14 protein-coding genes are annotated in these 19,227 nt (G+C 56.5%); 1 reads left to right on the top strand and 13 read right to left on the bottom strand.

Features of this window, described 5'->3' with window-relative positions; translation table 11 throughout:
* The 6 genes from HP459_RS02290 to cmoM form a co-directional block, all read right to left on the bottom strand.
* Positions 1-552, bottom strand: coding sequence for a YcbK family protein (locus tag HP459_RS02290; RefSeq protein ID WP_003858202.1), 552 nt, complete (start codon positions 550-552; stop codon positions 1-3).
* A gap of 175 nt (positions 553-727) precedes the next feature.
* Positions 728-2,551: a L,D-transpeptidase gene (gene ldtD / locus HP459_RS02285; RefSeq protein ID WP_063137584.1), complete on the bottom strand. Its 1,824-nt coding sequence runs from the start codon at positions 2,549-2,551 to the stop codon at positions 728-730.
* A gap of 179 nt (positions 2,552-2,730) precedes the next feature.
* The gene (gene mukB / locus HP459_RS02280) at positions 2,731-7,179 is read right to left on the bottom strand and encodes a chromosome partition protein MukB (protein ID WP_023299731.1); all 4,449 of its coding nucleotides are present in this window, start codon (positions 7,177-7,179) and stop codon (positions 2,731-2,733) included.
* A complete protein-coding gene (mukE, locus tag HP459_RS02275; RefSeq protein WP_003858208.1) occupies positions 7,179-7,883 on the bottom strand; it encodes a chromosome partition protein MukE in 705 nt (234 codons plus the stop codon). Before mukE ends, mukB begins: the two co-directional genes overlap by 1 nt.
* Positions 7,864-9,186 (bottom strand): chromosome partition protein MukF, encoded by a 1,323-nt coding sequence (gene mukF, locus HP459_RS02270; protein ID WP_022647635.1) that lies wholly within the window; start codon positions 9,184-9,186, stop codon positions 7,864-7,866. Before mukF ends, mukE begins: the two co-directional genes overlap by 20 nt.
* A gap of 3 nt (positions 9,187-9,189) precedes the next feature.
* The gene (gene cmoM, locus HP459_RS02265; protein ID WP_006809373.1) at positions 9,190-9,969 is read right to left on the bottom strand and encodes a tRNA uridine 5-oxyacetic acid(34) methyltransferase CmoM; all 780 of its coding nucleotides are present in this window, start codon (positions 9,967-9,969) and stop codon (positions 9,190-9,192) included.
* 120 nt (positions 9,970-10,089) lie between these two features.
* Here cmoM and elyC point away from each other — a divergent pair, with 120 nt between their 5' ends.
* Entirely contained in the window at positions 10,090-10,869 is a 780-nt protein-coding gene (gene elyC / locus HP459_RS02260) for an envelope biogenesis factor ElyC (RefSeq protein ID WP_063137586.1), read from the top strand.
* Here elyC and HP459_RS02255 read toward each other — a convergent pair.
* From HP459_RS02255 to HP459_RS02225, 7 genes are all read right to left on the bottom strand, one after another.
* The gene (locus HP459_RS02255; protein WP_023299729.1) at positions 10,846-11,739 is read right to left on the bottom strand and encodes a YcbJ family phosphotransferase; all 894 of its coding nucleotides are present in this window, start codon (positions 11,737-11,739) and stop codon (positions 10,846-10,848) included. The two genes, elyC and HP459_RS02255, sit on opposite strands and share 24 nt — an antisense overlap.
* Positions 11,740-11,869: 130 nt before the next feature.
* Complete coding sequence (kdsB, locus tag HP459_RS02250; protein WP_063150010.1) at positions 11,870-12,616, bottom strand: 3-deoxy-manno-octulosonate cytidylyltransferase; 747 nt, start codon at positions 12,614-12,616, stop codon at positions 11,870-11,872.
* On the bottom strand, positions 12,613-12,795 hold the full coding sequence (gene ycaR, locus HP459_RS02245; protein WP_003858220.1) for a protein YcaR: 183 nt from the start codon (positions 12,793-12,795) through the stop codon (positions 12,613-12,615). Before ycaR ends, kdsB begins: the two co-directional genes overlap by 4 nt.
* A gap of 45 nt (positions 12,796-12,840) precedes the next feature.
* Positions 12,841-14,070 carry a winged helix-turn-helix domain-containing protein gene (locus HP459_RS02240; RefSeq protein WP_058676861.1) on the bottom strand — a complete coding sequence of 410 codons (1,230 nt, stop codon included), beginning with the start codon at positions 14,068-14,070 and terminating at the stop codon, positions 12,841-12,843.
* A 43-nt stretch (positions 14,071-14,113) separates the two neighbouring features.
* Positions 14,114-15,091 carry a tetraacyldisaccharide 4'-kinase gene (gene lpxK, locus HP459_RS02235; protein WP_126502958.1) on the bottom strand — a complete coding sequence of 326 codons (978 nt, stop codon included), beginning with the start codon at positions 15,089-15,091 and terminating at the stop codon, positions 14,114-14,116.
* Complete coding sequence (gene msbA, locus HP459_RS02230) at positions 15,088-16,836, bottom strand: lipid A ABC transporter ATP-binding protein/permease MsbA (protein WP_003858227.1); 1,749 nt, start codon at positions 16,834-16,836, stop codon at positions 15,088-15,090. Before msbA ends, lpxK begins: the two co-directional genes overlap by 4 nt.
* A 36-nt stretch (positions 16,837-16,872) precedes the next feature.
* Positions 16,873-19,137, bottom strand: coding sequence for a ComEC family protein (locus HP459_RS02225; protein WP_171935892.1), 2,265 nt, complete (start codon positions 19,135-19,137; stop codon positions 16,873-16,875).
* Positions 19,138-19,227: the final 90 nt, after the last annotated feature.

Below are 19,227 nucleotides of genomic sequence, written 5' to 3'. Positions count from 1 at the left end.
TTACCAGTGCCGAACCGGCCCGGTATCAATATGCACAAAGTTGCTACGTGGGTAGTATCCTACACCACCTGCGCGCATAGATAACGCCGCTTTGCGAATATTGGCTAACGAAACGCCTTCAATATGGAAATCCATCGCCTGCCCTTTGGTGTGATAGCTTTTTTTCGCTACCCCACGGCTGTGGGCGCGCAGTTCATTGTTGGTATCCAGAGAGCGATAGCCAGAAATGAGTTGCACCGGCCTTTTGGTCCCCAGCAGTCCCTGCAAGCGGTAAAGCTGATCGAATAATCCAGGGTCGATGGCTTTGATTTTGTTCGCGCGGAAATCACGGAAAAAATGGTTGAGTCGTGCTAATTCATCCTGAATATAGCCTCTGCCATCGAAAAATTCCGCTTTAAGCGTCTCACCAGTATGCAGATTGTTGAGCGTTAAAATACGCGGACGAGGTGTCGAGAGGGTGGCAAATGCTGGCGTCGGAAGGATGGCTGCTGCGCCCAGCGCAACGCCACCTAACGCCAGCAATTTGCGGCGATTAGCGTCAAATTTGTCCATGATAATCAGGTCTACAGGTAAAAGAAATTGTCAATATGCTTAGCGCACGAAGGGCACCATAACTGGCAAAGCCTGCTACGTCAAGGCGCCCAATCCCAGTGAATACGCGGCTTGCAGCCAGATCGCCTCATATTCACCATAACTTACGACAATCATTTTTACCGAACTACTTCATTTACCTGATTAATTGTTCCGCTTTTGGCAAGATTTGTGCGCCGGATCGCGCTGTCAGATCATAATTGTAAATATCTGTACGATACTGGGTACGTCCGTCCGCGCCCACAAACGCCGTCAGATAGTAAAGATTGACCGGAATATTGTGGCGGATATTGACGTAACGCGTATCCCCCTGCTTCAGGGCATCTGATATCCGCGTATCGTTCCAGCCTGCATCCTGCAACAGCATATTCGCCAGTTCGGAGGCCTTATTCACGCGAACGCAGCCAGAACTGAGCGCGCGTGCGTCTTTCTGGAACAGATTATGGTTCGGGGTATCATGCAGATAGATTGCGTCCGAACTTGGCATATTGAATTTGTAACGTCCGAGCGAGTTATGCGCACCCGGTGCCTGCTGGAAACGGAACGGCAGGTTCGAAGGCGTAATCGTTGACCAGTCGACCATCCAGGGGTCAATCGCTTCTTTGCTGTTCCAGCCACGCATCACCGTATAGTTATGTCGCTCCAGATAGCCCGGGTCATTCCAGACCTTAGGCAGGATATCTTTGCGCGCCAGCGTCGGCGGCACGTTCCACGGCGGGTTAACCACCACGTTATTCAGCGCGCTGCTCATCATCGGCGTTTTGCGGTCAGGTCGACCCACAATCACGCGGGACGCCAGCACTTCGCTACCGTCCTGATAGTAGACCAGAGAGTACGCCGGAATGTTGACCATAATGCCGGTGGATAACGTGCCCGGCAGCAAGCGCAAGCGCTGGATATTCAACGCCAGCACCCCTGCCCGCTGGGCCGGAGAGACGTTCAGCCAGTCGCGAGTCGATGGACCAATCACGCCGTCGGCGCCCAGCCCCTGCGCGGCCTGGAACTGCTTCACTGCCGCGACCAGCTCGCGATCGTAAGCGGCGGGCTTATTGCTCAGCGCAACGGCGGTTTTCTCTTTTACCGGCGCCGACGGGCTGACGACTGCGTTTTGCGTCTCGTCGCCGGGCAGAGCAATTTTAGGGCCGCTGTCAAGCATGCCAGACCGTTTCATAATTTCGCGAATCGCAGGCACATCGCTGCTCCATTGTCCCGGACGCAGCGTTGCTGTTCCACGCAACTGAGGCCACGGGCGGGAATCCGCGACCAGCTCAAGAAGCGACTGATGCATCGTGGCATACTGCGGGTGGGCGGGCGCAAGGCTTGCGATAAAGCGCGGCAGTTCACCGTTGTCCAGCGACAGCTGCCACTGATTAATGACGGACAGCGCGGGCGTCGCCAGCTTGTACGGTTTACTGCTGTATAACCAGCGGTTGCCGTTCACCGAAATCCCCGCCACAAACTGCAAGTAGCCCATCATGGCATCAGACAGCACCACATCACGCGCCTGTCCGGTAACGGCAGGGTCGGTCAGGAGTTCAACCCAGGTCGTGAACTGTGGCTGAAAACCTGCAATCGCCACTTCAGCCAGCTGCTGCTGGAAGGCACGTACCGCCTCGCGATTTTCCCACATCGGTTTCATATCGCGCGCAGCGTAAAGCAGCGTGAGCTGGTTAATATAAGCGGGGGTATAGCCCGAGGGCAGCCCGGTCATAAGCTGCTGGCGTAATGATTCAGTATCGATGCCTTCCGGCAGCGGTTTAATGCCGGCCATGATGGCCGTCGCCGGAGACTGATCCAGCGGTTGTGACAGCGACGTCGGCTGCGCGCCCATCGTCGCGGAGCTGTCAGTCGGTACAATTTCAGGCTCATCGGCCTGAGCGGTAAACAGTGGAGCAAACATCACTGTCAGGCACAAACTCAGCGCAGACAGCTGACGACCACGATCTTTCTTAAGCAACATCCCTTGCCCCCTGTTTTTCACGACATGCCCAGTATTCTGGAGCTTTCCTTCAGTATAGAAAGGCATACACGCTGCTGCCTTACCTTATGTAAAGAAGTTTAAAGATAACGCAGCCCTGAACACAAGTTAAGTGAATAAAAAAAGCGACGCCTGAGCGCCGCCTTTTATCATACCCCGGGTTAAGAGGCGTCAGCCGTGCCCGGTAATGACTCCGGTGGCTGCGGGGCGAAGCCACGCAAACCTACGACGTGTACATGTTCACTGTTCTGGAACACTTTACGCACCAGCTTATAGGTTGTCCCTTTTTCCGGACTGATGTTTTCCGGCGCCGCGATGATGAGCTGCATATCGAGTCGCTCGCAAAGCTCAAACAGCGTGGCGATGGAGCGGGCGTCGAGACGCGCGGCTTCATCGAGGAACAGCAGACGGCATGGAGAGATGTCCTTGCCACGCAGACGACGCGCTTCATCTTCCCAGCTCTGCACCACCATCACCAGAATCGACATACCGGTACCGATGGCTTCACCGGTAGAGAGCGCACCGGATTCCGCGCGCAGCCAGCCGTCTGAGCCACGGTTAACCTCAACTTCCATTTCCAGATAGTTGCGGTAGTCCAGCAACTCCTCGCCGATGGTTTGCGGCGTACGCTGGCCCATGTCAATCTGCGGATTCAGACGCTGATACAGCTTCGCCAGCGCTTCGGAGAAGGTCAGGCGGTTACTGTTGAACAGATCCTGATGCTGCTCATGCTGTTCAGACAACACGTCCAGCAGCGTGGAGTGCGCCTCACGCACGTTCACGTTCAGCCGCACGCTGTTTACCTGGCCAAACGACACGCTTTGCAGGCCCTGGTTCAGCTGACGGATACGGTTCTGCTCGCGCTGAATGGTTTTACGAATAATATTCGCCACGCTGCGGGAGCTGATTGCCAGCTTCTGCTCGCGGGAGGTCAGCTCCTCCGTCAGACGGCCCAGCTCGATCTCCATCTGTTCGATCGCTTCAACCGGATCGTCGGTACGGATGATGTCCTGACGAATACGCTCGCGTAAGTGCTGATAAACCGCCACGAAGAACTGAATTTTGCGCTCAGGACGCTTCGGATCTTCGGACATGCGCAGCACGTCGCGCAGGTGTTCATTGTCCGCCACGGCCAGACGCAGCGCACCCAGCGCCTTATCCGACATAGAGCGCAGTTCATCGGCTGACAGGTACGCCAGCTCGCGACGGTGCAGACGACGCTCCACGTTGTTGTCCTTCACCATGCGCATCACCGCGCACCAGCCCGCCTTCGCGGTCACAACCTGTTCACGCATCTCAAAATAGTCGCGCTCCAGCTTGCGCAGACGACGCGTCAGGTTGTCCATCTCCGCTTCACAGAAGGTCAGCGCTTTTTCGAGCTGATTACGACGCGCACGGTTGTTGCTGAGCTGAGCATGCAGCTCATCACGGCGAATACGCGCCCGCTCTTCTGCGCCGCTGTCGGCGCGCACGCCAATGTCCTGCAACTCTTTATGCAGGTCATTTAACAGCTCTTTCTTGGTGTCGAAGGAGCTTTTCAGCGATGCCATGACCTGGCTGTACTGGCTCAGCTGTGCAGCGTGAGTACGCATCGCTTCACGGGCGCGCGTTCGTTCCGCTTCGGCCTGCTCAAGACGCTGGCGCAGCTTTTCATTCAGATCGCTGTTCCCGCTCAGCATTTCTGCTGAATCGGAGTAGCCGAAGTGTGCGCGACGTTGCACCACTTCCGTGAGGGCAAACGCCTGCTGACGCGCTTCGCGCTGCACCTGCTGTGACCAGGCGTAATCTTCTTTTAACTGCTCAAACTGTTCCGGGTCGCTCTGGAGAACGGAAACCATCGGCTCCAGTTTTGCCAGCTGATTGCCGTGTTGCTGCACAAAGCGCGCCGCTTCCTGCGCTTCGTCCAGACGTTCCTGAATCTCATCCACGCGGTCGGCGAGCGTATCGTCCGCCAGCAGGTTCAGGCGCGGCAGGATGCGGTTAAGGGCCGCAACGCCTTCTTTCGCCTGCTCAAACTGCACGCGGCTTTGCTGGTTGTCATTTTCATGGCTGGCAAGCGCACGCTCCAGCTCACCGCGGCGGGTGTTGAGCTTACGAATTTCGGCTTCCGGATCGGGCTGGAAGGCAACGCCCAGATGGCTGCCGATAAAGCGGCTGAACGCCTGATGCAGACGCTGGGTTTTCTGCACGTCAAACGACAGGGTCGCAAAACGCTCTGAAAGCGTTTCACGCTCGGCGTGCAGGCTTTCAATACGGTTTTCACGCGCGGCGCGGCCAAACAGCGGCAGTTCCGGGAAGCGCGAATAGCGCCACTGGCGATCGGCGATTTTCACCACCACCGCTTTTTCCAGCTCGTCGACGCTGAATACGCTGTCATCAAACGACTGCGGATCCCCTTCGATGAGGTAGAGATCTTCCGGGCAGTCTTCCAGCCCTGCAAGCTGGTCAGAAATCAGCGACAGATCCGGCACTACAATCGCGTTACGGGACGGACCGTACAGCGCGGAAAAGTACGGCGCATCGTCCAGGCCGACGTCGTCGTAAATTTCAGACAGCAGCACGCCGCCGAAACGCTCGGCTAACGCATTCAGGCGCGGATCTTCTGAGCCGCCAGGCTGGCTTAAACGCTCGATTTCTTCATCGACGTCACGCTTGCGCGCGCCCACTTCGTCACGCTCAACAATCGCTTCGCGTTCGCGCTCCAGCAGCTGTTGCATGTATTCGGTGACGTCCTGGCTGGAGGCAAACTCCTGACCACACTGCTCGCTGAGCTGGTTCAGGCTGCTTTGTGCGGCCAGCCAGATCGGCGCACGCTGTAAGAGCGTCTTCGAACGGGACTGAAGCTGTTCCAGCTCCTGACGCAGCGTCATGCGCTGTTCGCTGGCGTTCGATACGGTATCGGACAGGGCCGCAATACGCGCTTCCAGCTCCTGATGCAGAGCCTCAAGCTCGTCGAAATCGTAATTTTTACCCTGACGTTTGCAGAATTCCGCCAGCAGACGCTCAGCTTCCTGCTGTTCACGCAGACGCTGTTCCAGCTCGTTCAGGCGCATGCGCAGCGGCTGCACCTGCTCGGCCAGATGGCGCTGATTGACGCCGTCGCGCAGCAACTCACGGGCAACGTCCCACGCTTCGTTACGCGCCAGCGGACCGTTGATCGCCACCACCAGCTGGTACGCCTGCTCAAACTGGCTGTGTGCCGTTTGCGCCACGCTCATTTTCTGATCGAGAGAAAGCAGTTTCTCAGTGGCTTCCTGCTCTTTGGCCTGGAAGGTATCCAGCCATTCGTCAGCGCTTTCAGGGGTCAGGTCCGGCAGGTGGCACAGCTCTTTGGCACGCTGCAACGCCTGCAGCGCCTGGTTGTATTGGATCGCGCGGGTCTGCTGCACGTCCAGCGCCTGCTGGTAGTCTGCGAGCTGGCTTTTCAGCTCATCCACTTCCAGCTCGGCGGCTTCCGCGCGGGCTTCGTTCTCTTCCTGCAAATCGGCGGCTTCTGCCACCACTTCATTTTGCTCTTCAAGACGAATTTGCAGCTCATCGAGATCGGCTTCATAACGCTCGATTTTTTCCTGCTGACGCAGCGCGGTTTGCACCAGGTTCAGATGATCGCTGGCCGCCTGGTAATCGGCTTCCAGATCCCCTTCGGCACCGTTGTGCTCGCCCAGTTCGCGCGCCATTTCGACATGCTTATACTGCTCGGCCACCAGCTGTTTGCGGGAGGTAAACAGCTCGCGGCGGTATTCCAGCGCCTGATCGAGATGAATACGGCGCTCGTTGGCGTGACGCATATAGTCTGCCGCCACGTAGTTGGTGGCTTCGCTGATCAGGTGCTTAAACAGATCGCGGTCAGATTGCGTAACGCGAATCGCTTCCAGCGTCATGCGGTTTTCACGCAGCGCGGCTTCCATATCCTGGAAGGCCTTACGCACGCCGCTGTTTTCCGGCAGCAGGTAGTCGCGCAGGGAGCGGGTAATGGCGCTTGAGATACCGCCGTACAGGGAGGCTTCAATCAGACGGTAGTATTTACTACGATCTGACGCGCTGCGCAGACGACGGGCCACCACGCCGAGATCGAACATCAGAGAGTGGTAGTCGGTAATGGAGTTAAACTGCTTAAACTGCACGCCTTCGATGGCTTCCAGCTTGTCCTTCAGCTCCTGGAGCGTCAGAACGCGCGCCTGACGTTCATTCAGGGTTTCCGTCAGCAGCGCGGTCGGCTGCACGGAGGTTGGCAGCCCCTGGATCGCAAACGGTTTGATATCTACTTTACGGTCGCGGCCGGCAACCTGCTGCAGGCGCACGCCTACAACCACGCGCTGATGACGGGAGTTGATCACGTCCAGCACCGAATAACAGACGCCCGCTTTCAGCTTACCGTGCAGCCCTTTATCTCGGGAGCCGCTCGTTGCACCCGCTTCAGTGGTGTTACGGAAGTGCAGCAGGGTCAGGTCAGGGATCAGCGCCGTCACGAAGGCCGCCATGGTGGTGGATTTACCTGCCCCGTTACCGCCGGAGAGCGTTGTCACCAGCTCATCCAGATCGAAGGTTCGGGCAAAGAAGCCGTTCCAGTTAATCAGCGTTAGTGAGCGAAATTTACCGCGTTCAATCATTACTCTTCCTCCCCGCTATCCGGCTGATTCTCTTCGTGCTCGTCATTGAGCTGCAAATGGTTTTCCACCGGCATCGCTTCACCGTCACGGATCATGCGCAGCTGTGCTTCACGCGCATCGTCACCCGCACGCACGTCGGCACCAAAGCGGAAGACCGATTCGGTAATGCGGAACTTGCTGCTGTCGTGACCCATGAACCAGACCATTCCCAGACGGCGCAGACGGTTCAGGGAAGAGCGAACTTTTTCCTGTAATTTCTGACGGTCCAGATCGGACCCCGTCGAGCGGTTATTTACCAGCTTGAGCAGCTTGCTTTCATCCGCCAGCGACAGCAGCTCATCGTAAAGCTCCTGCTGGGTGAAGATCCCTTCATTCGCCAGACGTTCCGGGCTGAGGTAGAGGTAGCAGAGAATTTTGCCGACCATCATATCCAGTTCGGAAAGCACCGAGCGCGGAATAAGCGTAGTAGAGCGCGGACGCAGGTAGAAAAACCCTTCCGGCGCGCGGATCAGCTCAACGTTATAGCGAGCGTAAAACTCTTCCAGATACTCCTGAAAGTCCATCAAAAAGGCGTGATTATCCAGCTCGTCAAGGCCAATGTGACGACCGGCACGCAGCTGGCTGTCCAGCGCCGGAAACAACGGATTCGCCAGCGCCTGTGCCAGCTTAACTGGCATCACTTGTTCAATATTTGTCAATGACATGCGCCTGTACCTTGGCTCCGTAATCGTTAATCGGCTGCCACTTCGGCGGCAGTCCGGTGAAATCGGCTTGTGCGATGCCCAGGCGCACCGCCTGGTCTACAACAATGCGGGCAACATCGAAGTGGCGCGCGCGCGGATACTGCGCCAGATAGTCGCGTACCACGAGGCCAAGATCCAGCGGTGCTTGTCTGGCTTTATAGACAGCGAGCTGTTCTTCGATCATCGCCGCAAGCTGCTCGCGAATTTCGTTAAATTCTTCGTATTCCAGATCCGGCGGCAGTTCCCCGGTAACCTCTTCATCACGCAGCGCCATCTCTTCGTCGCGCATATCCAGAAGACGATCGGCGTTGGCGTATGTCAGCGCCCACGGCGCATCAAAGTAGGTCTGTACCGACTGGCGCAGACGCTGAGCAAAGACGCGGTTCTTATCCATATCGATGGCGGTACGGATAAATTTATGCACGTGGCGGTCGTAACCGATCCACAGGTCGATCGACTGCTGGCCCCAGCTGATAATGCGGTCAAGCTTACTCTGCAAATCAAACACCAGACGGTCGATAAAATGCAGATCGTCGTGTGCCATCGTCGCGTCCTGGATGCGCAGCAGGTTGGCCTGTAGCTTATCCCCAGCCGCCTCCAGCGTATCCTGCAACTCACGTAGCGTACCGGACGTTTCTGACAGCAAAAGTTCACAGCTGGAGATGGCCGCACGCCAGTCTTTATTCAGCAGTTGAGCGATATCGTCTTTGACCTGCTGCTGCTGTTCGTCCATCAGACGTTGAGTCAGATCGATACTGTCGAAAATCTCGGCGACCGAGTATTTTAGCGGCGCGTAAACGTTGCGATGCCAGTGGAATTCGTCACCGTTTTCATCAGCCGCGTCGGCGGCACGCTTCAGCTCGCCTGCAACAATGGAGAGCTGCATGGAGAGACGCAGCGTGGAAAATTCGCGCTGGCGGATGTAATAGTCGGTAATGCCAATGCCCAGTGGCGTAAGACGATAGATGGCGTTTCCTTCCGCCTGCTCGCTGGTAAAGCGGTTCAGCAGACGTTGACGCACCATATCATTGATTGCGTTGTTGGCACGCACGCTAATGGTTTCGCTGGTTTGCTCAAACGCATCACTGACGTGGCGGAACGCATCCACCAGTTCGCCTTCACTCATTTCGCCATCCAGGCGTTCGCCGTTTAGCGTCGCAACCGCCAGCAGGAATGAGAGTCTGTCTACCGGCAGCGAGATGGAGAAATCGTTTTTCCTGGCCCAGGCAACCAGTTCGGGGACTGTCTGGGAAAATTCACTCATAGATTATCCTTGCATCTGCGGCTTGCGCGCGGTGACGTGGATATAGCGGCCAAGGCTCAGATAAGGCTCCTGGCGGCAGTACCGCGTCTCTATTTCTGTTAAGGCGTCTAAACAGTCATCCTGTTTTTGTTTATCACGCAGATAATCATGAAACACCCTCACGCCGGTTTTGCCGGTAATTTCCCAACCGATCTCCTCCAGCCAGCCATAGACCTGCTGCGGTTCACGGGGGAAATCCGGTGAAAGCGTGCGTCGTTTCTTTTTATACATGCCCTGCTGTACATAGCCAAAATTGCCGACCAGCACGTTTCGCATTAGCAGGCCGTTGGCATTGTAAAACATCAGCGATAACGCACCGCCCGGGCGCAGCATCGACCACAGCGTTTTTAACATCGCTTGTGGTTCGGCGACCCATTCGAGCACAGCATGAAACAATATCAGATCAACCTGCGTTTCCAAATGCTGCGGAATGTCCTGAGCGGCGCAATGTATAAAATGCATGTTGTCGCTCACACCTTTCTCTTCTGCCGCTCGCCCGGCGCGCGCAACCATCTCGGCAGAAAGATCGCAAAGCGTGACGTGATGTCCCCGCTGCGCCATCAGAATTGCAGTCTGCCCTTCCCCACCGCCGGCATCCAGTACGCGCAACGGTCGGTCACCAAATTCAGCCAGCAGCTTATCCAGATCCTGCCAGAGGATCGTCTGACGTAGCTGACCTTTGGTGGTGCCATAAATGTTGCGCGAAAACTTTTCCGCGATGTCATCAAAATTGCGATCCCGCATTGGGAGGGTTCCACTCACTGCAAAACCGCTATTTTGTCACACCCGCGCGGAGAATGAACCACTCTGGTGTAATATCACGGTCAATCGCCTGCTGTATGGTTAAAAAAGGAACCAAAAAGGATGCTTTTTACCCTAAAAAAATATATCGGAGGCATGATGCTTCCCCTTCCCCTGCTGTTGCTTCTCATCGCGCTGGGGCTGGCATTGATATGGTTTAGCCGCTTTCAGAAAAGCGGTAAATCCCTCGTCACCGTGGGCTGGCTGGCGCTGCTGTTACTCAGCCTGCAACCGGTCGCTGACGGTTTGTTACGCCCGATTGAAAACACCTACCCTACGTGGCAGGGAAACCAGAAGGTGGACTACATCGTGGTGCTGGGCGGCGGGTATACCTGGGATCCGAACTGGGCGCCCAGCTCGAACCTGATCAACAACAGTCTGCCGCGTCTGAACGAGGGGATCCGCCTGTGGCTGGCCAATCCAGGATCGAAGATGATCTTCACGGGCGCTGCGGCAAAAACCAACCCGGTAAGTACCGCTGAAGCAGGGGCAAGAGTGGCTGAATCGCTTGGCGTACCACGTTCCGCCATCATCACGCTGGATAGCCCAAAAGATACCGAAGAAGAAGCTGCTGCGGTGAAACAAGCCATCGGTGATGTGCCGTTCCTGCTGGTGACCTCTGCTTCACACCTGCCGCGCGCAATGATTTTCTTTGAGAATCAGGGCCTGCATCCGCTTCCTGCTCCGGCAAACCAGCTGGCCATTGACGCCCCGCTCAACCCGTGGGAACGGATAATCCCGTCCCCGGTATGGCTGATGCACAGCGACCGCGTCGGTTACGAGACGCTTGGCCGCCTGTGGCAGTGGCTTAAGGGTTCGTCAGGCAAGCCAGGGCAGGAGTGATTTTGCGGCCAGATCGAAACTGGCGCGATTAAAGCGCCCGGTGTTGACCAGTTGCGCCACCTCATCCCAGAGAAGATAGAGCCAGCGTCGCCAGAGAAAGGCCTCCGCAACGGGGGCGCGCTGAAGATAGTGCCAGAGCAAATCTTCCGCCGCCCCGCCCTCGCTCAGCCTGAACAGTTCGTACTCGCGCGGCGCCCAGAGCATGATCCCCGGCCCGACCATTGCCAGAAGCTGATCGCTGCGCGAGTCTTTAAGCATACTGCGCAGCGTGAAGTTGCCGTGAACCAGCACGCAGTTGTCGTTAAAGCCCTCAAACAGCGTCGGAAGACATTCCCGGGTGCGGAACAGAATACGTTTGTCCTGCATCGTTAAACCGGTGTTGTTGAACTGGTTCAGCGTGCCCCACAGCACTTCAACACGCTGGCGATACCACAGCGGCCACAGGTTTTCCTGGGTGCTGTCTACCGCGCCAACAAGACCCCGGCTGTCCTGCCGATGCCAGGCTAGCAGGGCCTCGACAATCTGATCTTTCAGCTGTTCCCAGCGCTCCGGTGTACGCGTCGGAGCTTCAACAGAAACCCCGCGTAAACGTTCAATAAGCAGAACATCCGGGCCGGGATGCTCCTCATGGGTCATCACGCCGTAGACCGTCGGCATACGGACAGTCCCTTCCCGCGCCAGCATCGACATTTTCCAGGCCAGCTGTCTGGCGACGCCCGGCGAGGTAAAACTTCTGGCCATCAGCGGCATGGGGTTTCCCTGACTGTCGTACAACGACCAGAGTGCGGTATCGGCCTTTTCATTCACGCATTCCACCCGGCTTAGCTGTTCGCCAAGGAGATGGCTGAGTTCAGCACGCAGCTGTTCCATATGAGATTACCCCCATTAAGACTACTGCTTTTATAATGAGCGCGCGAACCCCGGATGTCACCCGGTCGAGATCAATAATGAAAAAGAAAAGGAAGAGAACATCCCCCCAGAACGAGGGGATGGCAGCGAATTAACGCAATTCGACGCGTACGCGCTCGAGATCTTCAGGCGTATCCACGCCGGTGCCAGGGACTTCCTGGGCAACCGCAACGTGAATTTTCTCGCCGTACCACAGTACGCGAAGCTGTTCGAGCATTTCGATATGCTCAAGCGGGCTTGGTGCCCAGGCGACATAGCGACGAATAAAGCCGGCGCGGTAGCCGTAAATACCGATGTGGCGCAGGAAGGTTTCGCCGATCGTCTCTTTCGATTGCGCGAAACGATCGCGATCCCACGGAATGGGGGCGCGGGAGAAATAGAGCGCGTAGCCCTCTGCGTCCATGACCACTTTCACCGCATTCGGATTGAACGCCTCTTCAGCGTGGTGAATCGGCACCGCGAGGGTCGCCATGCCAACCTTACGCTGGGCCAGGTTGTCGGCCACCTGACGGATAATAGCCGCCGGGATCATCGGCTCATCGCCCTGCACGTTCACAATCACCGTCTCGTCACTGAAACCGCATTTTTCGACGACTTCCGCCAGGCGCTCGGTGCCTGACTGGTGGTCGGCACGGGTCATGCACACTTCCCCACCCGCGGCCTCAACCGCTCGCGCGACATCCGGGTGATCGGTGGCGACGATGACGCGTCCGGCGCCCGATTCGCGTGCCCGTTCAAGGACATGCACAATCATCGGTTTACCGTTGATATCCACCAGCGGTTTACCTGGCAGGCGCGTTGAAGCATAACGCGCAGGGATAATGACAACAAAACTCATGGTTTGATCTCTTCTGCCACCAGAGAACGGGCTTCATTTTCCAGCAGGACCGGAATACCGTCACGCAGCGGGAACGCCAGGCTGTCCAGTTTGCAAATCAGCTCTTGTTTATCCTGGCTGTAATACAGTTTGCCGTTGCACACCGGGCAGGCAATAATTTCAAGTAAACGGTGATCCATAGTTCCTCCGTATGGGTAATTGCTAAAGCTTACCACATTCTTTTTTCAGGGAGTGCCTGTTTCCCAGCCACCTCGACAGGTCGTAAACAGCCCCGCAGGCACGCGACCGAGTACAATTTCATACGCCCCCTGCCAGCGCGCAAATTCACTGAGCGCAGACGTTAGCCCTTTTTCCAGGCCAGCCGTGACTTTTATGCCCTCTTCCAGCCAGAGCGCGATAATTTCAAGCGTGCCGGTTTTACGGTGCATTTTAGCGTCCATGCGCCCGACAAGCTGCCCTTTATGAAGCAACGGCAAAACAAAATAACCGTACTGACGTTTTTGCGCCGGGGTGTAGCATTCCAGACGGTAGCTGAAATCAAACAGCTGTTCGGCCCGCTTTCTGTCCCAGACAACGGGGTCGAACGGCGAGAGCACGGCACTGTGGGTCGCCTGGAGTTTGCCCTCTTGCGCCTGCGCCAGCAGAGGGAACAAATCCGCATGCAGCCACATTTCACCTAACGACTCAACCGAGACCGGCATCACGCGCTGTTCACGCTGCCACGTTTCCAGCAGCGGTTTTAGCTGCGGCTGACGCAGGCGATAATAATCCGCCAGCCACTGTGGGCGGAATATGCCCAGGCTGCGGGCGCTGTTCCCGAGCATGATGGCTTCGGCTGCGTCCTGAGACAGCAGGTCACGCGTATCGTCCCAGTGAGGCATAACGCGGTGCGTGAGGTCATAAACGCGCTGAAAGTTGCGGCGCTCGACCACCATCACTTTGCCCGACGTAAACAGCCCTTCAAGATGGCGTTTGTGCGGTTTCCACTCCCACCATCCGCTTGCGCCTTTTCGCGGGTGTTCAAAATCCGCGGAGCGTACCGGACCGTTTTCCTGAATATGGGCAATCAGTTGTTCTATTTCATCCGCGTGTTCCACCATCCACTCCTGACGGTATTTCCAGCCCATTTTGTCCGGGGCGAGCATGCGGTGACGCACCAGTGCAAAATCGCTGCGCGGGAGAAAACAGGCTTCATGCGCCCAGTATTCCATCAGTTCGCCCTGACTTAGCGCATTATCCAGCCACTGCGGAGGATAGTTTCCCAGGCGGCTAAACAGGACCAGATACGGGCTACGCGCCACGATGTTAATGGTGTCGATTTGCAGCAACGACATGCGTTGCACGGTAGAGAGGATATCCGCTGGCTGTGCGCGGCGGCGGGACTTTTTCAGAAGCCCCTGGGCGGCAAGATGCAGGTTTCGTGCGGCTGCAAGTGAGAGTTGCGGTAGAGACATGCGTTTTCCTGTCAGTCAAAGCGCCACCGGAACCGCGTAGAAGTTACTGCACTAACGCGAGCAATTCCTTGAGCAAATGTTCCGGCTGTTCGCCGCTGAGTTCAGCATCAACCGGCAGATACCACCAGTTTTCTTTCGCAAAGGCCCGGCATTTTACCGCGTCTTTTTCCGTCATGATCAGCGTCTGGCCCGGTGCGGCCAGCCTCTCAACCTCTTCGGCAACCAGCGCCTGGTGATCGGCCAGCGGTACCCGTTTCTCCAGCCGCGCGCCGCACTGCTCCAGCGTCGCGAAGAAACGCGGCGGATGACCAATCCCGGCCATCGCAATCAGATGATCCAGTAACGCGACGTCTTTACGCTCGCCGGTCAGCATATTCACTGCCTTTCCGGGACGAAGATGCATCGGGATCTCACCCGCTCTGGCTTCACCACCGTTTACAATCACGGCATCGACGCTCTTCAGGCGCGACGCACGCTCACGCATTGGACCGGCTGGCAGCCACCAGCCGTTGCCAAAACGCCGCACGCCGTCAATAACCACGATCTCTTTGTCACGCGCCAGCGCGTAATGCTGCAAACCATCATCGGTAATTATGATTTGTACGTCATGCTCTGCAAGCAGTGCCTTTACGGCATCACTGCGCACCGGCGATACCGCAACCGGCGCGCCAGTACGTTGGTAAATCAGTACCGGCTCATCACCGGCTTCAGCGGTTGTCGTAGCTGGGCTCAGCACCAATGGATACTGCGCCGCTTTACCACCGTAACCGCGTGAGACAACTGCCGGGCGGATACCGCGCTTCTGGAGCTGTTCTACCAGCCAGATCACCACCGGCGTTTTGCCGTTTCCACCCGCCGTCAGGTTGCCGACCACCACTACCGGTACCGGTGCGCGCCAGGCGCGCTTGATCCCGAGGCGATAAAGCAGACGAATAGCACCGCTCACCAGGCCATACAGCCAGGAGAGCGGGAGAAGCAGCACCCACAGAGGGGATTCACCCGACCAGATGCGTGCAATCATTGACCGAACTGCATTTTATGAAGCTGCGCGTATACACCACGTTGTTCCAGCAGGTCCGCATGGCTGCCGCGTTCAACGATAACGCCGTCTTCCACCACCACGATTTCGTCAGCCTGTTCGATGGTCGACAGACGGTGCGCGATAACCAGCGAGGTACGGTTTTTCTGTAATTCATCCAGAGCCGACTGGATAGCGCGTTCAGATTCCGTATCCAGTGCGGACGTTGCTTCATCGAGGATCAGAATCGGGCTGTTGCGCAGCAGCGCTCGGGCAATCGCGATACGTTGACGCTGACCACCGGAGAGCAGCACCCCGTTTTCGCCAATGATCGTATCCAGACCGTTATCCATTTTGTTAATGAAGTCCATCGCATAGGCCATACGCGCCGCATTCTCGATCTCTTCACGGCTGTACTCTTCGGTACGGGCATACGCAATGTTGTTCGCCACCGTATCGTTGAACAGATGCACGTTCTGCGAAACCAGCGCGACCTGGTTACGCAACGACTGTAGGGTATATTCCCGCAGGTCGTGACCATCAAGCAGGATTTCGCCCTGGTCGATATCGTAGAAACGGGTAATCAGGCTGGCAATAGTCGACTTGCCCGAACCGGAACGACCGACCAGTGCAACGGTCTTACCCGCCGGGATGGACAGGCTGATATCACGCAGCGCCGGCACTTCACGGCCTGGATAGGTAAAGGTCACGTTGCGGAATTCCAGGTCACCTTTAGCGCGCTCTATCACGCGCGTACCTTCATCTTTTTCTTGTTCGGAATCGAGGATGCTGAACAGCGTCTGACAGGCTGCCATCCCGCGCTGGAACTGGGCGTTGACGTTAGTCAGCGATTTCAGCGGACGCATCAGCGCAATCATGGATGAGAACACCACGGTAATGGTACCCGCAGTCAGGGTTTCCATGACGCTCGGGAAGCTTGCTGCATACAGGACGAAGGCCAGGGCCAAAGAGGCAATCAGCTGAATGATCGGATCGGAAATCGACGAGGCCGATACCATTTTCATCCCTTGCAGGCGCATTCTGTTGCTGACCTTGTCAAAGCGTTTGGTTTCGACTTCCTGACCGCCGAAGATCAACACTTCCTTATGGCCTTTCAGCATCTGCTCGGCGCTGGTAGTCACCTGCCCCATCGTATTCTGCATATTTTTACTGATGTTGCGAAAACGCTTTGATACCACGCGGATCGCGATAGAGACAATCGGCGCCAGCACAATAAGGATCAGCGACAGTTGCCAGCTGTAATAGAACATCATCGCAAAAAGACCGATGATGGATGCGCCTTCACGCACAACGGTAATCAGTGCGCTGGAAGAGGACGACGCCACCTGCTCTGAATCGTAGGTAATACGCGACAGCAGGGTACCGGTTGACTGTTTGTCAAAGAATGAGACTGGCATCCCCATCATATGGCTGAATAACCGACGGCGCATGGTCATCACCACTTTACCGGATACCCAGGAGATGCAGTAGCTTGAAACATAGCTGGAGATTCCGCGTAAGATCATCAGCCCAATAACCACCAGCGGCATCCATAGCAGCACTGAACGATCCGTTTTACCAAAACCGTCATCCAGTAACGGTTTGAGAAGCGATAACATAAACGTATCGCTGGCTGCGTTGAGGATTAACGCTACGCCCGCCACGATCAAGCCTGCTTTGAAAGGTGCAATCATCGGCCAGAGCCGGCGGAACGTTTGCCACGTGGAGAGATCTTTGTCGTTATGCATTCAAAAAACCAGCATTTGTTGAAATAGCCGCATATTCTACCCGTTATCTACGGGCGCGCCAAACCACTGATGATACCAACGCGGTAAATAGTGTTCACGTAAGCGGCGAATTTGCCGACTTTGGTGCGAAAACGTCACAGTTATCTGTCCGGACTGCGGGGTATCAAGCCAGAGATATCCCTCAGTTCGATAGCGCCTGACTACTTTGATGGAAGGGAAACGCCACGCGTTATAGCGGGCCATCGAGGCCAGCGAAACCTGCCCCTCCACGCGCTGTAGCAGCGGTGTTGAAGATGATGTGTTACTCCCATGATGCGGCACCTGAATCAGTGTAGCCGCAAGTTGACGCCAGCGGTGGCTCAACATTGCCAGTTCTGCCTGCGCTTCAATATCTCCGGTCAGTAAAACGCTCTGTTCGCCGTCATCGATTTTTACCACGCAGGAGCGGTTGTTACCTTTCGCCGGGGTGTTTTCGGGTGGCCAATGCACGGAGAACGTTAACCCATGCCACTGCCATCGCTGTCCACGAAAGCATGGAAGATGTCCGGCCCAGGCTAAGGGGCTTCTGATCCACATTGCAGGCCAGGCAGCTTTTAGCGATGCCAGTCCCCCCGCGTGGTCGAGATGTTCATGGCTCAGGATCACCCCTTCCGGCCTCAGATGATGCCAGCGTAGCCAGGGGATAATCAGCTGCTGCGCGCTGTCCCCACCGGGCCATGCCAGCCCGGTGTCATACAGAATGGCCTTCCCGTGACGCTCAATGACCATCGCCAGCCCTTGCCCTACATCCAGCATATGCAGGGACCAGCTGTCAGTTTTAATCCTGTGCCAGAGGGGAAATGCCATCACCACGCTGCCTGCCAGACAGACTGCGGGTACTGCGCTGAAGGCCCTGAATCGCCAGCCAATGATCAGCAGCCACGGCAGTAACGTCAGGTATTGCCAGCGTTCATCCACGTCCTGCCAGCCATTCGGTAAACGCATCAATAGCCAGAAAAGTCCTGCCAGAGATTTATCGGCAGCCAGCCAGACGATACTTTCCAGCGTCGCCACCGGATACAGATGCAGAAACATGCCGAGCAGGATCAGTGGAACTGAGATAAACGTTACCAGAGGAACAGCAAACAGATTCGCCACCAGCGAGGAGAGACTGAAACCATGGAAAATCAGTACCTGAAGCGGCAACAGAAGCAGCAGCATTCCAACCTGCAAATACAACAGCGTAACCAACGGCCGCAGGCACCGGCCACGTTGCCAGTGCGGGAGAGGCAACCACTGATACCAAAAAATAAGCGCGGCGACCGCAAACGCGGATAACGCCAGGCTTTGTGACAGTACCGCCAGCGGATCGAAAAACAGGATCGCCGCCACGCAAGTAAGCCATACCTGCCAGGGCGACCACTGGCGACCACTCATTTTTAATGCAGCCAGTACCACAAGCGCCATAACCGTACGCAGCGCGGGCGGCTGCAATCCCGTTAGCCATGCGTAAAACGCGGCAAAAAGCAGACCTGCCAGTAAGGGCACTTGCCAGATAATCCAGCGGCCCGGCAGGAAAAATTGGATGCCCCGAGCCAGTAGCCAGACAGCAGAAGCGGCCAGCGCAATATGCAATCCCGAGATTGCCATCAGATGCATCGTTCCGGTCTCACGCATCAGGTTTTTTATCTCCCGCGAGACCGACAACCGCTCCCCCATCCCCAGCCCCAGGATCACGGGCCCCCACTGATATGCTGAAAGCGTATTCTGTAGTGATGTCAGGTATTGCGAACGCAGGCTACAGCGTGCGTCGATAATCTCCGCATGGGTAAACCGTCCGCTCAGCGTCTGGTGTCGGGCAAAGGCGTTTTTCTGCGAATCATAGCCGCCATCGTTGAGTTCTCCGTGTACCGCCCTGAGCCGCAGGGTCATTGCCCAGCGTTGACCCACGCAGACATTTTGAGGCAGGTAGTTGCCGTAGAGTGACACGCCCATGGCAGCCCACACGCGTTCTCCATTGAGGCTGATAATCCTTCCCTGATGCATCGTTGCGCCGTCAGTTGCGGTAATGACCACCTCGGCCTGCTGCGGTGCTTTCGTTAAATGGTTCATCGGCCACACGCTTTCCTGAGCGGCCAGTATCCCCCAGCACATAAAAAGCAATGCGAGGCCTGAAAACCTGAGCCATTTTCTCTGCTGTACGGATAACGCAATTCCTGCGGCAATCAGCAACCAGACAATATGCAAGTCTGGCAAAACGGGTAACCAATAGAGCGGGATTATGGCCAGAATGGCGCACATACTGATAACGTGGATCCCCATCTTAACCTCCATGTTTCAGGCGATTATGCGGCGGGAGTGATGCGTCGTCAGACAGAAAAGGCGTGATTTACAGCGGGCGCTGCAACGTTT

Source organism: Enterobacter sp. CM29 (assembly GCF_013179605.1).
GTDB classification, from domain to species: domain Bacteria; phylum Pseudomonadota; class Gammaproteobacteria; order Enterobacterales; family Enterobacteriaceae; genus Enterobacter; species Enterobacter intestinihominis.
Note: the sequence above shows the minus strand (reverse complement) of the source record. Positions and strands in the feature narration are given on the sequence as shown.

Coding starts and splice junctions, on each gene's coding strand:
- HP459_RS02290 (WP_003858202.1), bottom strand. CDS start 552: ATGGACAAATTTGACGCTAATCGCCGCAAATTGCTGGCGTTAGGTGGC.
- ldtD (WP_063137584.1), bottom strand. CDS start 2,551: ATGTTGCTTAAGAAAGATCGTGGTCGTCAGCTGTCTGCGCTGAGTTTG.
- mukB (WP_023299731.1), bottom strand. CDS start 7,179: ATGATTGAACGCGGTAAATTTCGCTCACTAACGCTGATTAACTGGAAC.
- mukE (WP_003858208.1), bottom strand. CDS start 7,883: ATGTCATTGACAAATATTGAACAAGTGATGCCAGTTAAGCTGGCACAG.
- mukF (WP_022647635.1), bottom strand. CDS start 9,186: ATGAGTGAATTTTCCCAGACAGTCCCCGAACTGGTTGCCTGGGCCAGG.
- cmoM (WP_006809373.1), bottom strand. CDS start 9,969: ATGCGGGATCGCAATTTTGATGACATCGCGGAAAAGTTTTCGCGCAAC.
- elyC (WP_063137586.1), top strand. CDS start 10,090: ATGCTTTTTACCCTAAAAAAATATATCGGAGGCATGATGCTTCCCCTT.
- HP459_RS02255 (WP_023299729.1), bottom strand. CDS start 11,739: ATGGAACAGCTGCGTGCTGAACTCAGCCATCTCCTTGGCGAACAGCTA.
- kdsB (WP_063150010.1), bottom strand. CDS start 12,616: ATGAGTTTTGTTGTCATTATCCCTGCGCGTTATGCTTCAACGCGCCTG.
- ycaR (WP_003858220.1), bottom strand. CDS start 12,795: ATGGATCACCGTTTACTTGAAATTATTGCCTGCCCGGTGTGCAACGGC.
- HP459_RS02240 (WP_058676861.1), bottom strand. CDS start 14,070: ATGTCTCTACCGCAACTCTCACTTGCAGCCGCACGAAACCTGCATCTT.
- lpxK (WP_126502958.1), bottom strand. CDS start 15,091: ATGATTGCACGCATCTGGTCGGGTGAATCCCCTCTGTGGGTGCTGCTT.
- msbA (WP_003858227.1), bottom strand. CDS start 16,836: ATGCATAACGACAAAGATCTCTCCACGTGGCAAACGTTCCGCCGGCTC.
- HP459_RS02225 (WP_171935892.1), bottom strand. CDS start 19,137: ATGGGGATCCACGTTATCAGTATGTGCGCCATTCTGGCCATAATCCCG.